Source organism: Nocardia sp. NPDC052254, assembly GCF_040679495.1.
Classification (GTDB): Bacteria; Actinomycetota; Actinomycetes; order Mycobacteriales; family Mycobacteriaceae; genus Nocardia.
In genome coordinates, this window is the sequence record NZ_JBFAUW010000016.1 from 73,091 (window position 1) to 86,992 (window position 13,902).

14 protein-coding genes are annotated in these 13,902 nt (G+C 66.8%); 8 read left to right on the forward strand and 6 right to left on the reverse strand.

Features of this window, described 5'->3' with window-relative positions; genetic code table 11:
• Positions 1–3 precede the first annotated feature (3 nt).
• Positions 4–870: an ABC transporter permease gene (locus AB0L57_RS28530; RefSeq protein ID WP_364968481.1), complete on the reverse strand. Its 867-nt coding sequence runs from the start codon at positions 868–870 to the stop codon at positions 4–6.
• A gap of 1 nt (position 871) precedes the next feature.
• Positions 872–1,717 carry an ABC transporter permease gene (locus AB0L57_RS28535; protein WP_364968484.1) on the reverse strand — a complete coding sequence of 282 codons (846 nt, stop codon included), beginning with the start codon at positions 1,715–1,717 and terminating at the stop codon, positions 872–874.
• 642 nt (positions 1,718–2,359) lie between these two features.
• Here AB0L57_RS28535 and AB0L57_RS28540 point away from each other — a divergent pair.
• On the forward strand, positions 2,360–2,830 hold the full coding sequence (locus AB0L57_RS28540) for a MarR family winged helix-turn-helix transcriptional regulator (RefSeq protein ID WP_364968488.1): 471 nt from the start codon (positions 2,360–2,362) through the stop codon (positions 2,828–2,830).
• Positions 2,831–2,857: 27 nt separating this feature from the next.
• Entirely contained in the window at positions 2,858–3,820 is a 963-nt protein-coding gene (locus tag AB0L57_RS28545) for an MBL fold metallo-hydrolase (protein WP_364968491.1), read from the forward strand.
• Here the strand turns inward: AB0L57_RS28545 and AB0L57_RS28550 are convergent.
• On the reverse strand, positions 3,817–4,458 hold the full coding sequence (locus AB0L57_RS28550; RefSeq protein WP_364968494.1) for a methyltransferase domain-containing protein: 642 nt from the start codon (positions 4,456–4,458) through the stop codon (positions 3,817–3,819). The genes AB0L57_RS28545 and AB0L57_RS28550 overlap by 4 nt on opposite strands.
• 143 nt (positions 4,459–4,601) lie before the next feature.
• Between AB0L57_RS28550 and AB0L57_RS28555 the strand changes: the two genes are divergently transcribed.
• Both AB0L57_RS28555 and AB0L57_RS28560 read left to right on the forward strand, forming a co-directional pair.
• A complete protein-coding gene (locus AB0L57_RS28555; protein WP_364968497.1) occupies positions 4,602–5,270 on the forward strand; it encodes a VIT family protein in 669 nt (222 codons plus the stop codon).
• 143 nt (positions 5,271–5,413) lie between these two features.
• On the forward strand, positions 5,414–6,037 hold the full coding sequence (locus AB0L57_RS28560) for a hypothetical protein (RefSeq protein WP_364968500.1): 624 nt from the start codon (positions 5,414–5,416) through the stop codon (positions 6,035–6,037).
• A 9-nt stretch (positions 6,038–6,046) separates the two neighbouring features.
• Here AB0L57_RS28560 and AB0L57_RS28565 read toward each other — a convergent pair whose 3' ends face one another.
• Positions 6,047–6,694, reverse strand: a complete 648-nt coding sequence (locus tag AB0L57_RS28565) for a pentapeptide repeat-containing protein (protein ID WP_364968503.1) — start codon at positions 6,692–6,694, stop codon at positions 6,047–6,049.
• Between the two features lie 155 nt (positions 6,695–6,849).
• Here AB0L57_RS28565 and AB0L57_RS28570 point away from each other — a divergent pair, with 155 nt between their 5' ends.
• Positions 6,850–7,689 carry a helix-turn-helix transcriptional regulator gene (locus AB0L57_RS28570; protein WP_364968506.1) on the forward strand — a complete coding sequence of 280 codons (840 nt, stop codon included), beginning with the start codon at positions 6,850–6,852 and terminating at the stop codon, positions 7,687–7,689.
• Here the strand turns inward: AB0L57_RS28570 and AB0L57_RS28575 are convergent.
• Positions 7,641–8,255, reverse strand: coding sequence for an NAD-dependent epimerase/dehydratase family protein (locus AB0L57_RS28575; RefSeq protein ID WP_364968509.1), 615 nt, complete (start codon positions 8,253–8,255; stop codon positions 7,641–7,643). The two genes, AB0L57_RS28570 and AB0L57_RS28575, sit on opposite strands and share 49 nt — an antisense overlap.
• Before the next feature lie 339 nt (positions 8,256–8,594).
• Between AB0L57_RS28575 and AB0L57_RS28580 the strand changes: the two genes are divergently transcribed.
• Positions 8,595–9,254, forward strand: coding sequence for a PadR family transcriptional regulator (locus AB0L57_RS28580; RefSeq protein ID WP_364968512.1), 660 nt, complete (start codon positions 8,595–8,597; stop codon positions 9,252–9,254).
• Between the two features lie 198 nt (positions 9,255–9,452).
• On the forward strand, positions 9,453–10,658 hold the full coding sequence (locus AB0L57_RS28585) for an NAD(P)/FAD-dependent oxidoreductase (protein ID WP_364968515.1): 1,206 nt from the start codon (positions 9,453–9,455) through the stop codon (positions 10,656–10,658).
• A 35-nt stretch (positions 10,659–10,693) separates the two neighbouring features.
• On the opposite strand, the gene AB0L57_RS28590 is transcribed toward AB0L57_RS28585, so the two are convergent.
• Complete coding sequence (locus AB0L57_RS28590) at positions 10,694–12,727, reverse strand: MDR family MFS transporter (protein WP_364968519.1); 2,034 nt, start codon at positions 12,725–12,727, stop codon at positions 10,694–10,696.
• 229 nt (positions 12,728–12,956) lie between these two features.
• Between AB0L57_RS28590 and AB0L57_RS28595 the strand changes: the two genes are divergently transcribed.
• Positions 12,957–13,832, forward strand: a complete 876-nt coding sequence (locus AB0L57_RS28595; RefSeq protein WP_364968522.1) for an oxidoreductase — start codon at positions 12,957–12,959, stop codon at positions 13,830–13,832.
• The last annotated feature ends 70 nt before the right edge of the window (positions 13,833–13,902 follow it).

Consider the following 13,902-nt stretch of genomic DNA (forward strand, 5'->3'; position numbering starts at 1 on the left):
GCGCTACCCCGTGAAGTCGATCGTCGCGTTGAAACCCCACAGCATCAGCGTCAGCACCATGTCGATGGCCACGATCGCCACCGATGAGGCCCGTACCGCACGCCCCGACGCGATACCGACCCCCTCGGGGCCGCCGGTGGCGAAGAAGCCGTAGTAGCTGTGGATCAGGATCACGACGGTCGCGAAGATCGCCACCTTGATCACCGCGGCGATCACGTCGAATCCGGACACGAATTGGAAGAAATAGTGGTCGTACACTCCCGCCGATTGGCCGTGCACCAGGGTGATGAGCCCGCGGCACGCCAGATACGACAGGATCAGCCCGATCAGGAAGGTCGGCACGATCGAGATGGCGCCCGCGATGACCCGGGTGGTCACCACGAACGGCACCGACCGCAGCCCCAGCGCCTCGATCGCGTCGATCTCCTCCGAGATCCGCATGGAGCCGATCTCGGCGGTCATCCGGCAGCCCGCCTGCGCCGCGAATCCGATGGCGGCCACGATGGGCGCGAGCTCACGGGTGGTGGCGTAGGCCGAGACGATGCCCGTCACCGGCCCCATGCCCAGCATGTTCAGCATGGTGAACGACTCGACGGCCACCGATGCGCCCATCACGAGACCGAGCACGATCATCATCGGCACGGTCCCGCCGCCGACGATCACCGAGCCACGTCCCCAGGTCATATCCGAGATCACGCGCAGGGTCTCGTCGCGATAGCGCTTGAGCGTCAACGGGATCGAGGACAGCACCTGCCAGATGAAGGCCAGGACGAAGCCCAGGCCCTCGACCCGGGCGAAGATCAGTCCGCGGCGGCGGTAGAAGCGCGCGACATGCCGGAGCCCGGAGGGCTTATAGGTCGAGATCGCCACGTCAGACCAGCCTCGTGGGCAGGAACATCTCGACCACCTGGGTCACGCCGAGATTCACCACCGCGATCGACACCACCGACAGCACCACGGCCGCGTTCACCGCGTCGGCCACCCCGCGCGGGCCGCCCTTGGCCTCCAGTCCGCGCTGGCAGGCGATGATCACCACGAGGAATCCGAACATCACCGCCTTCAACAGCGAGACCCACACATCGGCGACCGTGGTGAACGAACCGAAAGTGGCCCAATAACTTCCGGGTGTGACGTTCTGCCCGCCCACCGCGACCGCATAGCCCGCGACCACGCCGACGAAGATGATCAGGATGTTGAGCAGCGGTGCGACCAGGATCATCGCGACCAGCCGCGGTATCACCAACCGGTGAATCGGCGAGATGCCCATCGTGTCGAGGGCATCGATCTCCTCACGGATGGTGCGCGCGCCCAGATCGGCGGCGATCGCGGCCGCACCCGCGCCGCCGAGGAGGAAGCCGGTGGCCAGCGGGGCACCCTGTTTGATCACCCCGAGCCCGCCGGTGGCACCCAGCAGCGAATCCGCGCCCAGGGTGTGGATGAGATTGCCGACCTGCACCGAGACGATGACGCCGAACGGGATCGCGATCAGCACTGCGGGGATCGCGGTGACCGTCACCAGCCGCCATGCCTGCAGAATCGCTTCGCGCCACTGGAATTCGCGCCGGACGATGTCGGAAGCGGTGCCGCTCACCGATTCCCGGGCGATATCGACCGCTCTGCCGAAGGTACGCAGCGCGGACACGATGGTGTCCGAGAAATTCTTGCGAACGATACGAACAGCGGACGCGCCCGAGGAAGCCCGGGTCACCGGCGCCATGAGTGGCGGGCTCGGTCCGGGCGGTGTGGCTCGAAATTCACAATCGTTCTCTCCGTGATCGGCGACACTGCCAACACGAAGCTATCGGTTACAACCAGTTACAGTAAAGTCGATCACGGTGTGAGGGTGGCCGCTCCAGCGAACATCCGGCATTCTCAATAAATCCAGCTCACGCGCATGTTTTTCTGAGCGACCGACAGTTCTGAAACCTGTTATCAGCACAGATCTGCTATCACTATGACCCGCGTCACGTGGTGTGGGCTACATCGATCCGCGCCCCGGAGGCACCACGAGGATCAGGAATCCCGCGAGCAACACGGGAAGAAGTCACACCACCGAGGCTCGACACGGGTCGAGCCAACACAAACCCGGGACCAGCCGCCGGTCCGGGCACGGGATCGCGTGTGGGCGCGCGCAGCGTGTCGATCATCGCCCGCTCCGCCACGTCGATCCGACGCAGAAACGACACGGTGGCCATGACGATGTCCCGAGTGCGCCACGCACCCGGTTCCGCCCATCGGCCGAAACCCGCACGGCGGCACGCGTATCCATCTCCGCGTCATCGCAGGACGTCCTGAATGCGCCATGATCTGCGTCGGCGCGTCCGGGCGTGCCACCCGGCGGGCGGCTAGGATCGGCGGGGTGCCGGAGTCCGCGAGTCCCGCGCCCGCCGCTGTCCAAGTCTGGCGGGCACTGCAACGGGTTTACGTGGATCTGCGTCCGGAACTCGACTCCGAACTGCGGCGATCGACCGGTCTGCCCGCGAGCTGGTACGACATGCTCGTCGAATTGTCCGGCCCGCAACGACTTCGGATGAGCGATCTCGGCGAGCACATGGTACTCAGCCGGACGCGGGTCAGCCGCCTGGTCGGTGAGCTGGAAGGGCGCGGCCTGGTCCGTCGCGAATGCAATCCCGCCGACGGCCGATCGGCGTACGTCGCGATCACCGCCGCGGGATGGCAACGACTGCACGAGGCCACCCCCTTTCACCGCGCGGCGATCGACCAGCATTTCGCCGGGCTTCCGGACGGCGCACTCGAAACCCTCGTCACCGCACTGCAGCAGGTGATCGGCGTTCCGGCCGACGACGCCGATCCGCACCGGCACGACTGACCGGGTCCGATCACGCACAATGGACCGATGCGCGCCCTCTCGACCGTGCTCGATCCACTCCGGCACACCGCCGGTTACGCCCGCTACCTCCTGCACAAGAGCGCCCGCGATCGTGCGGACGCCCAGGTGCTCGGCGAGCTGGAATCGCGGGCACTGAACCTGCCGGTGGGCCTGGAGCTGCAGTGGCTCGGCACCGCCGGATACCGGATGACCTTCCAGGGGCAGACCCTGCTGATCGATCCGTTTCTCAGCCGGGTGCCGCTGTCGACGATCGTGCGCCGGCGCACCGCCCTGCCCGACCCCGCGGCTGTCGACCGCTTCCTTCCCGGCCTCGGCGAGGTGTCGGGAATCCTTGTGGGACACGGGCATTGGGACCACGCCCTGGACGCGCCGGAGATCGCGCGACGGACCGGCTGCCCGGTCCACGGCTCACAGTCGGTGCGGAATCTGATGGATCTGCACGGACTCGGCGACCAGGGTGTGGTGGTGCGGCCGTACCGCCGCTACGAACTGGGCCCGTTCACGGTGACCTTCGTTCCGAGTGTGCATTCGAAGATCCCGTTCGGAGTGCGGATCCCCTCCCCCGGCGACACGAGCTGCGAATCCCTCGCCGGACTGGCACCACTGGCGTACGGCTGCGGGCAGACCTGGGGCATCCACATCGAGGTCGCGGGCATCCAGATCTATCACCAGGGCAGTGCGGACCTGATCGACGATGCGATCCGGCACCGCGATGTCGATCTGTTCCTGGCCGGGGTCGCCGGACGATCGGTGACCCCCGGGTATTGGCAACGCATCCTGACCGCACTGCGTCCGGCCACGGTCGTGCCCATGCACTACGACGACTTCCTGCGCCCACTGGACGCCCCGATGGGATTCACCCTCGATATCGGATTGGCCGCGGTGCCCGACGAGATCGCCGCGGTGAGCCGCGATATCGACCTCGTCGCACTACCGCCGATCCACCGCGCGCCGACGCCCGAGAACTAGCGGGCGAACCGACCGATCACCAGATGCGCCGGGATCGGCCGGCGATCGACGACGCGGTGCTCCACCGCCAGCCCGGCCCGCTCGAGTGCCGCCGACACCCCGGCCACCGGTCGCAACCGGAAACCGTTGGCGGTGAACGGCATCCGGGCCATCGCCTCGGGGTCCCCGATACCGATCACCACCCGGCCGGCTGGACGCAGGACCCGGGCCAGCTCGGCGCACACGCGGTCCAGCTCGTCCACGAAGTAGACGGTGTTCACCGTGATCGCCGCGTCGAGACTCGCGTCCGCGAGCGGCAGCTCGGTGAGCCCGCCCTCGAGCACACGCAGCTGACCGGTACCGATCTCGCGAGCGAACCGGGATCGGGCGCGGGCCGCCATGTCCGGCGAGATCTCCACTCCGTGCACCGTGCCGTCGGGACCGACGCGCCGCAGCAGCACCGACAACCCGACACCACCGCCGAATCCGATATCGGCCACCGCCTGCCCCGGCCGCACCTCGGCCGAGTCGATCGCGGCGTCGATGGCGAAACGGTTCGTCCGGTTCAACATCCGCGCCACCCCCTTGCCCAGCAGGCCGTGTGGATTACCGAGCTGCGCGGAGACCGTGGCCATGGCACGGGAGACGAGCGAAGTCACCTGCTGAATGCTACCGATATCGCGCGGTGCGCCGGTCCACCACATCGGCCGGCCGGCGGCATAGTCTGCACAGCGTGGACGACTCCGACCACGTGCGAAGTCCCGGCGGCTGGAAACATCCGCACGAACCGCACGGTCAAGGCATGGCCTCACGACTGAACTGGTTGCGTGCGGGGGTGCTGGGAGCGAACGACGGCATCGTCTCGACCGCCGGACTGGTCGTCGGTGTCGCCTCGGCGACCGCCGACACCACGCCGATCTTGACCGCGGGTGTGGCCGGACTGGTCGCGGGCGCATTGTCGATGGCCGTCGGAGAGTACGTCTCGGTCAGTACCCAACGCGACAGCGAGCGCGCCCTGTTGTCCCAGGAGAAGCGCGAACTGGCCGCGGATCCCGACTACGAACTCGACGAATTGACCCAGATCTACCGGCACAAGGGCCTGACCCTGGCGACCGCCCGGCAGGTCGCGCGCGAACTGACCGACCACGACGCCTTCGCCGCACACGCCGAGGCCGAACTGGGTCTGGATCCGAACGAACTCACCAACCCGTGGCAGGCCGCGATCTCCTCCGCGATCTCGTTCACCTGCGGTGCACTGCTCCCGCTGCTGGCGATTCTGCTGCCGCCGCCGACCTGGCGGATTCCGGTGACCTTCGTGGCGGTGCTGCTGGCTCTGGCGGGGACGGGCTCACTCAGTGCCCGGCTCGGCGGCAGCAGCAGACTCCGCGCCGTCCCGCGCGTGCTGATCGGCGGGGCACTCGCCATGCTGGTGACCTATGCCATCGGCCAGATACCAGGGGTGTCGCAATGAGTGCATCGAATCCGGTGCGACAGCGGCACGGCGGGGCGACTCCGCCGCAGACCTGATCCGCCGAGTATCCGGACATCTCCAGACAGTCCACTAGTGGACAACTGGCTCTGGGTTCGAGGTCCAATCCTCGGAATACTGGCCGAATGTTGCTCCGCCGCCTGTGTGCGCTCTACGCCGGACTGTGGTTGTACGGGTTCTCGATGGCCGTCATGATCAGGGCCGCGCTCGGGCTCGATCCCTGGGATGTCTTCCACCAGGGCGTCACCGCGCACATTCCGGTGAGCTTCGGAACCGTCACGGCGGCAACCGGACTCGCGGTACTACTGGCCTGGATTCCGCTACGGCAACGCCCCGGCCTGGGCACAGTGAGCAATGTCGTGGTGATCGCGATATCCGTCGACGCCGGATTGTGGCTGCTGCCCGAACTTCACGCGCTGCCGCCGCGCATCGCGGCGATGGCCGCGGCCGTCGTACTGAACGCGATCGCCACGGTCCTCTACATCGGTGCGGGTATGGGACCCGGTCCGCGCGACGGCCTGATGACCGGCCTGGTCGCGCGCACCGGTCGTCCCGTCTGGGCGATTCGCACCGGAATCGAGGCCACGGTGCTGAGCACCGGGTGGCTGCTGGGCGGCAGTGTCGGGGTCGGCACCTTCATCTACGCTTTCGGCATCGGGCCCCTGATCCAGCTGATGATCCCGCTGGTCGATCGCCGGCTCCCGGGTTTCCGATCCGCTCCGGCGCCCGAGCCGGCCGCGGCACCATAGCAGCGGGAATCAACTGTCGCGCACGATGATTCCCGCCGCACGCGCGAAGGCCGGGGCCATCTCCATCAGCTGCCCCGTGGAGACGACCGCCCCTTTCAGAGTGCCGATGTCGGCGATCAGATCCAGGGTCGCGGCACCACGAAGATCCACCTTGTCCAGCGTGGCGCGATGCAGGACCACACCATCGAGCCGGGACCCCGGGAAGTCCACCTGCCGCAGCGCCGCGGCGGAGAAATCCACATCGCGCAGAACACAGTCGGCGAAGGTGACAGTGCGGAATTTCGCTGCCCGGAAGTTCACCGACTCGAGTTTGCACCCCTCGAAACGGACACGGTGCAGTTGCGCGTCCACCGCGATCACACCCGACCACGCCGAATCGATGAGTTCCGCGTCCAGCCAGCGAGTTTCGCCGATGTCGGTGCCGATCCAGCGCGCGCCCCGCAACCACACCTCGTCGAAGCGGCTGTGCGCCACACTGCCACCGGTGAAAGCGACCGAGGTCAGCGCCGACCGGTGGAACCAGGACCCCGCCGCCGAGACCCCGTCGGCGGTGACGGCGTCGAGATGGGCCTGCTCGTACTCGCTGTCGGGCTCGAGCGGCTCCAGCAACGGGGTCAGATCGGCGGCATAGGGCAGGTCGATGAGGTCACGGGGCATTCCTGCACCCTAGACACCGCCACCGACACCGATCGGGACACGTATTCGTGATCGGTCGGTTCGTAGCTCATGGCGACAGTCCGCGCACCACACCGCGACCACGCGATTCCCCGCAGGGTATGGCGCGGCGGCCCCGATCGGCCGACGATGAACCCATGACAACCGTCGCACCACCGGGACCGTTCGCCCGCGAGCTGCGCCGCTGGCGAGGTCTGCGGCGCTGGAGCCAGCTGGATCTGGCCATCCGGGCCGACACCACCCAGCGCTACCTGAGCTACCTCGAACAGGGGCGCTCACAGCCGGGCCGGGCGATCGTGCTGCGGCTGGCCGAGTCACTGCACCTGTCGCTGCGCGAACGCAACGCGCTGCTGGCCACCGCCGGCTACGCCCCCGCCTACGACGAATCCGGTTTCGACGCACCGCGATTGGCGCCGGTGCGGGACGCCCTGCGCTCGGTGCTCGACGGGCACATGCCCTATCCCGCCCTCATCGTCGACCGCTACGGCGATCTGATCGAGTCCAACGCGGCCTTCGACATCTTCACCGCCGGTTGCGCGCCGGAACTGCTCGCGGCCCCGATCAATGTGCGCCGCTTGGCATTACATCCGTCCGGCCTGGCCCCCAGGGTGGTCAACTTCGGCGAATGGGGCCGGCACGTCACCGAATCCATGCGAGCCCGCAACCGGATCTCACCGGATCCGCTGGCCGAGGAACTGGTCGCCGAATTCGAAACCTATCTGTCGCCTGCCGAGCCCGGACCGGGCTATCTCGGTTTCGCGGTCCCGCTCCGGCTACGCAGCGACGCGGGTGAACTACGCCTGATCACCACCCTGACCTCGTTCGCCACCGCGACCGACATCTCCCTGGCCGAGCTGCATCTGGAGGCATTCCTGCCCGCCGACGCGGCGACCGCCGAACGGCTCCGGCACCACGGCGGCACCGGAAATCATTGCACCGGTTCGAAATCCATTCGGCCGTCCTCGGTGACCGCATAGACACCCGGCGCCAGATCCAGTGCGACCACGGTGCGAGCCGTGGCCTCGGCGATATGGATACGCGGTGGATCGGGCAGGGCCGAGGGTTCGGGATAGTAGGTCCCGGGACCGTAGAACTGCCCGTACCGCAAGACGACTCCGCCGATACCGAGTACCGACTCCTCGAGATACTCCTTGGCCGCCTGCCCCTCCCCCGACATGCCCCACGCAACACTCTGCGCGAGAAAGCGTTTCACGCCCGCGGCCTGCGCAGCGGCAATCAAATTGGCCGTACCCTCCCGGCGCATCCGGGAGTTGGCGGCACGGCCGGCGGCCAGATCCGCGACATCGTCGGGCAGATCGGTCAGCTGATGCATGACGAGGTCAGGAGCGTAATCCCGCACCGCGCGCTCGAGTCCGTCCGCGTCGTACACATCGCAGACGATCGGTTCGGCGCCGAATTCCCTGAGCATCGCTGCCTTCTCGGCCGAACGGGTCATCCCCGCCACCTCGAATCCAGCCGAGATCAGCAGAGGTGTCAGTCCGGCGCCCAGTACTCCGGTCGCGCCCGCCACAAAAATCCGCACGATCGCCACGATAACCGCCCGCGGCGCGGAAGTGGTCCCGACACCCTTGACCGGCCACCGGGTCGCCACCTACTGTCTACGTACACACATAGTAGATAGCATCGGCATTCCCGCCGCGTCCACACGCGGCCCACGCTGTCACAGCACGCCCGTTGCGCTCGGAGCGGCCCTCATCGACTCCGCGGCGCACATCCCATCGGCGGCGCTCGTGGCGAACCACCCCCGCATCCGGCGCCGGCACGCCGGAATCCGCGGGGGTGGTTCTTTTTGTGTCGCTAACGATACTTGTGAACGAATACTCGTAGACGTATATTCGTAGACGAGTAAGGAGGTGCGAGCGTGGCCAAGAAGCGCAAAGTCGGAAATCTGCTGGCCCTCGCGGTGCTGGCGGCGCTGATAGAGCGCCCCATGCATCGCTACGAACTCGCGGCCGTGCTGCGTGAACGCGGCAAGGACAGCGATATGGACATCAAGTGGGGTTCGCTCTATACGGTGGTCCAGAACTTGGAGAAGCACGGCTTCGTCGAGGTCATCGGCAGTGAGCGCGATGGTGCCCGGCCCGAGCGCACCATCTATCGGCTCACCGATTCCGGCCGGGCCGAAGCCGAGGACTGGACGCGCGAACTGATCTCCACTCCGGAGCCCGAACATCATCGCTTCGTCGCCGGCCTGTCGGTCGTCGCCATGCTGCCGCCGGACGAGGTGGTCGCCCTGCTCGACACTCGGATCGAGCAGTTGAACAACGACATCGCGGCCCGTCGCGCCGAGATCGAGACCCAGACGGCGCTCATTCCACGACTGTTCATGATCGAGGCCGAGTTCGGCGTCGCCATGCTGTCGGCCGAGGCCGAATGGGTCGCCGCGCTACGCGATGAACTGGCCTCGGGAACCTTCCCCGACGTCGGCTTCTGGCGCCGGGCACACACCGAGAAGATTCCGCTCGGCGAGGTCGCCGCCATGGTGGAAGGAGGCACGTTCAAGCAGTCGGCCTCCGACTGAGATCGCGCCGCCGGCCCATCGTCGGCGTGTGACAAGAACCGGGCCCGGCCGGTGCTCCAACACCGAGCCGAGCCCGATCCATTCACCTCTCGAACCGCATTCGCGCAGGCGAACCCTGGTCCAAGTGTGGCAACTTCAGGATAACGGGGCACGTACCGCTCGGATCGGATCGGGTTCATCCACACGAGGAGAACTCCCATGTCCGCAGTCACCTCCGCCCTCGTGATCGGCGGCGGTATCGCCGGCCCGGTCACCGCCACCGCTTTGCGCAAGGCCGGTATCGTGGCCACCGTCCACGAGGCCTATCCCGGTCCGGCCTACAACATCGGCAGCGCTCTCGGCTTCGCGCCGAACGGCCCGGCGGCACTGGACATCATCGGTGCCGGCGATGCGGTCCGAGCCATCGCGGCGCCCATGACACACACCGTGATGTCGCTGGGGCACAAGACAATCGAGATGCCGACGGCCGGTCCCGAACCGCTGTACACCGTGGACCGCAGTGACCTGCACCAACTGCTGCACGATCACGCCGTCGCCGCGGGGGTCGGCATCGAATACTCCAAGCGCCTCGTCGGCGTGGACGAGCACCCCGACGGCGTGACCGCTCGATTCGCCGACGGTTCCACCGCCACCGCCGATATCCTCATCGGCGCGGACGGCATCAAGTCCCAGGTGCGCGCACTGATCGATCCGAACGCACCCGGCGCGAACTACACCGGCATGCTCGGCTTCGGCGCCTACACCGAATGCTCGGTCGACATTCCCCCGGAGACGATGGTGTTCGCCTACGGCCGCAACGCCTACTACCTGTACTGGTCGATGCCCGACGGCCGAATCGCGTGGGGCGCGAACCTTCCGCACAAGCAGTACCTTTCGCTGACCGAGGCCCGCGAGATACCCGCCGAACGGTGGTTGCGCACCCTGGGCGAGGTCTACGGCGAGGACACACCCGGCGCCGATCTCGTGCGCAACACCCCGCCGGAGGAACTCGTCACCACCGGCGGACTGCACATCATGCCCTCGGTGCCGCACTGGTACCGCGACCGGATGGCACTGGTCGGCGATGCCGTGCACGCGCCGTCCAACAGCACCGGGCAGGGTGCGTCACTGGCCATCGAGAGCGCCATCCAGATTGCCCGCTGTCTGCGCGACTTCGATGATCCGGCAACGGCTTTCGCCGCCTACGAACGAATTCGCCGACCCCGGGTGGAGAAGATCACCGCACGTGGCGCGAAGATCAACCAGTCCAAGACCGTCGGTCCGATCATGCGCCGGCTGATGCCGGTGATGATGCCGCTGGCGACCAAGGCACTCAAGATCGAGGAAACGATGGCTCGCGAGCAGAGCTACACCATCGACTGGGACGCACCGGTCGACGAGCACGCGGAACTGGCCGCGGTCTGATCCGAGTACCGACAGGCGCTGCGGCACCGGTGATCTCATACCGTGAGCCGCAGCGCCTCCGGCCGATCCACCTCGTCCAGCAGTTTCGCCGCGATACTGTCCAGCGCCTGATCGAACAGGGCTCGGTCCTCGGGATCGGCGCAGTCCCAGTCGTCCAGGTAGCCGCACAGCCACCGGCGCCACGCGGCGAGAATACGGTCGTATTCGGCTTGTCCGCTCGCCGTCAACGACATTCGCTCATCGGAGAATTCGATGTAGCCGGACCGAACAGCCTTGTCGTACACCGGTTCCAGCACCTCCGGTGGCATCCAGTGTGCTCGCGCCACCGCGGCGAGGTCGGCCGAGCCCCGAGCCCGCTGCAGCATTTTCACCTGCCCGATCGCCCAGGCCTGATCGCGGCCCAGTGGACTGTCCGCGGCTGCCAGGATGCGCGGATCGGGAAGTTCGTCGTCCCGGAGCCGGCGCATCACACTGGCCAGCGAATGCTCCAGCCGCACAGCGCGATCCGCCGAATCCGGCACCGAGAAACCACCGCCCATATCCGCTGCTTCCGCGCGCACGCTGTCGCGAAGTGGCACCTGCTTCAGCAACCAGGCCACCAGGAATCCGACCACCGCGACCGGAACGACCCAGCGGAAGACGTAGTCGATGGTGTCGGCGTAGGCGTCGATGATCGGAATCGCCTGCTCGTAGGGAAGTTTGTGCAGCAGTTGCGGACTCTGCGCCGCCGCCTGCGGAACATCGGGCACCTGTACGAAGGCGTCGCGCAGATTCGGCCCCAGCTGATTGCTGTAGAGCGTGCCGAAGATCGCGGTGCCGAACGTCGACCCCAGCGTCCGGAAGAAGGTCACACCCGAGGTCGCGGTCCCCAGATCGTGATACGGGACCGTGTTCTGCACGACGATCGTGAGCACCTGCATCGCCAGCCCGATACCGAGCCCGAGGATCAGCATGTACAGCGATTGCAGCCAGAATCCGGTGGTCCGGCCCATCGTCGACATCAGATACAGGCCCACCGCCATCACCGCGGTGCCGGCGATCGGGAAGTACTTGTAGTTTCCGGTCCGGCCGACCACCTGCCCGGAGATGATCGAGGTGGTGAACAGGCCGACCACCATCGGCAGCGTCCGCAACCCCGAGGCGGTGGCCGAGACACCGGTGACGTATTGCAGATAGGCCGGCAGATAGGTCAGCGCACCGAGCATCGCGAAGCCGACGATGAAACTCAGGATGGAACAGACCGTGAAGACATTGCTGCGGAACAGATGCATCGGCAGCATCGGCTCCGCGGCCCGCAGCTCCACGGCCACGAACGCGGCGATCAGCACCACCGCCGCGACGAACAGACCGATGATCGTGGCCGACCCCCACGGATACTCCTGGCCGCCCCACTCCAGCGCCAGGATCAGACAGCTGACGCCGACGGCGATCAACGCGATCCCGGCGTAGTCGATCACCGGCCGTACCGCCGCGCGGATCGACGGAATCGCCCGTGCCGCAATCACGATCATCACGATCGCGATCGGGACGTTCACGTAGAAGCACCAGCGCCAGCTGGCGTGGTCGGTGAACAGTCCGCCCAGCGTCGGCCCGACCACCGTGGTGATCCCGAAGACCGCCCCCAGCGCACCCTGATATTTTCCGCGGTCGCGCAGTGGGATGACGTCGGCGATCAGCGCCATCGCGGTCACCATCAGTCCGCCCGCGCCCACCCCCTGGATACCGCGCGCGACGATCAGCACCGCCATCCCGTTCGCGAGTCCGGCCACCATCGAACCGACGATGAAGATCGCCCCGCTGAGCTGGAAGATCAGCTTGCGGCCGAACAGGTCGCCGAATTTACCGGCCAGCGCCGTCGCGACCGCCTCGGCCAGCAGATAGGCCGTCACCACCCAGGCCATATGTCCCGCACCGCCGAGGTCGGCGACGATGGTGGGCAGGGCGGTGGAGACGATGGTCTGATCCAGTGCCGCCATCAACATGCCCAGCACGACGGTGATGAAGACGACGTTGGCTCGGGTGTGGCTCACGGGTGCGGGCGATTCGGCGACTGCGGTGGCACCAGACATTAGCCAAGTATGTGCCTTACTGGCGATTTGCTCGGCGCAACACGGCAATACACCAGTTCGGTTCCAGAATCCGCAAACTTATGGCATCCGAATTACACGGCGGACCCTCCGGATCGATACGCTGAGGCAACTGTGATTCACCCCTACCGCCTGAACTTACTCTGAAGTAAGGTTTGGCGGCGAGGATGCGACGAGGCTCCTTCCAACCCATAACCAGTGAGGTCTCACCATGGCGTGGAATCCCGGCGACATTCCGGCGCAGCACGGACGCACGTTCGTGATCACCGGAGCCAATGGCGGTATCGGCAAGCAGACCACCCGGGTCCTGGCCGCCAAGGGCGCCACGGTGATCATGGCCTGCCGCAACACCACGACCGCACAGCAGGTGGCCGACGGTATCGACGGAGATGTCCGGGTATCCGCCCTGGACCTCGCCGATCTCGCCTCCGTTCGCGAATTCGCCGACCGCATCGGGGAATTCGATGTCCTGATCAACAATGCCGGCCTGATGAACATCCCGTTCTCCCGGACGAAGGACGGCTTCGAGACCCAGTGGGGTGTGAACCACCTCGGCCACTTCGCACTCACCGGCCTGCTGCTCGAACGCATCGGCGATCGAGTGGTGACACTGGCCAGCATCGCGCATCGGCAGACCCCGAAGCTGTGGATCGACGACCTCAACTACGAGAACCGCCGGTATCAGCGCAATCTGGCCTATGCCCAGGCCAAACTGTCGAATCTGATGTTCGCCCGGGAACTGCAGCGCCGCCTGAGCGACGCCGGATCGGCCAAGCGGTCCTACGCGGTGCATCCGGGTGTCTCGGCCACCGACCTGTTCACCCGCACCGAGACGCCGATCGACAAGGTCGCCAAACCGTTCATCGCGCTGGTCGGCCATTCCCCGCGCAAGGCCGCCGAGTCCAGCCTGTTCGCGGCCACCGAACCGGACGCCGATCCGACCACCTACTGGGGTCCCACGTGGCTGTTCGGTTCGCGGGGTCCGGTGCGGCGGTCCCCCTCGACCGGACTGTCGAAGAACAAGGATCTGCAGCGACGGCTGTGGGAGGAATCCGAACGGCTCACCGGAGTGACCTACAAGTTCTGAACCGGCGCCCGCACCGCACGGCTGACCTGCCCGATCCGCCCGCACCGGCCGATCGCGATCGGAGGTACCT

Coding starts and splice junctions, on each gene's coding strand:
- AB0L57_RS28565 (WP_364968503.1), bottom strand. CDS start 6,694: ATGCCCCGTGACCTCATCGACCTGCCCTATGCCGCCGATCTGACCCCG.
- AB0L57_RS28545 (WP_364968491.1), top strand. CDS start 2,858: ATGCGCGCCCTCTCGACCGTGCTCGATCCACTCCGGCACACCGCCGGT.
- AB0L57_RS28560 (WP_364968500.1), top strand. CDS start 5,414: ATGTTGCTCCGCCGCCTGTGTGCGCTCTACGCCGGACTGTGGTTGTAC.
- AB0L57_RS28585 (WP_364968515.1), top strand. CDS start 9,453: ATGTCCGCAGTCACCTCCGCCCTCGTGATCGGCGGCGGTATCGCCGGC.
- AB0L57_RS28595 (WP_364968522.1), top strand. CDS start 12,957: ATGGCGTGGAATCCCGGCGACATTCCGGCGCAGCACGGACGCACGTTC.
- AB0L57_RS28570 (WP_364968506.1), top strand. CDS start 6,850: ATGACAACCGTCGCACCACCGGGACCGTTCGCCCGCGAGCTGCGCCGC.
- AB0L57_RS28590 (WP_364968519.1), bottom strand. CDS start 12,727: ATGTCTGGTGCCACCGCAGTCGCCGAATCGCCCGCACCCGTGAGCCAC.
- AB0L57_RS28555 (WP_364968497.1), top strand. CDS start 4,602: ATGGCCTCACGACTGAACTGGTTGCGTGCGGGGGTGCTGGGAGCGAAC.
- AB0L57_RS28535 (WP_364968484.1), bottom strand. CDS start 1,717: ATGGCGCCGGTGACCCGGGCTTCCTCGGGCGCGTCCGCTGTTCGTATC.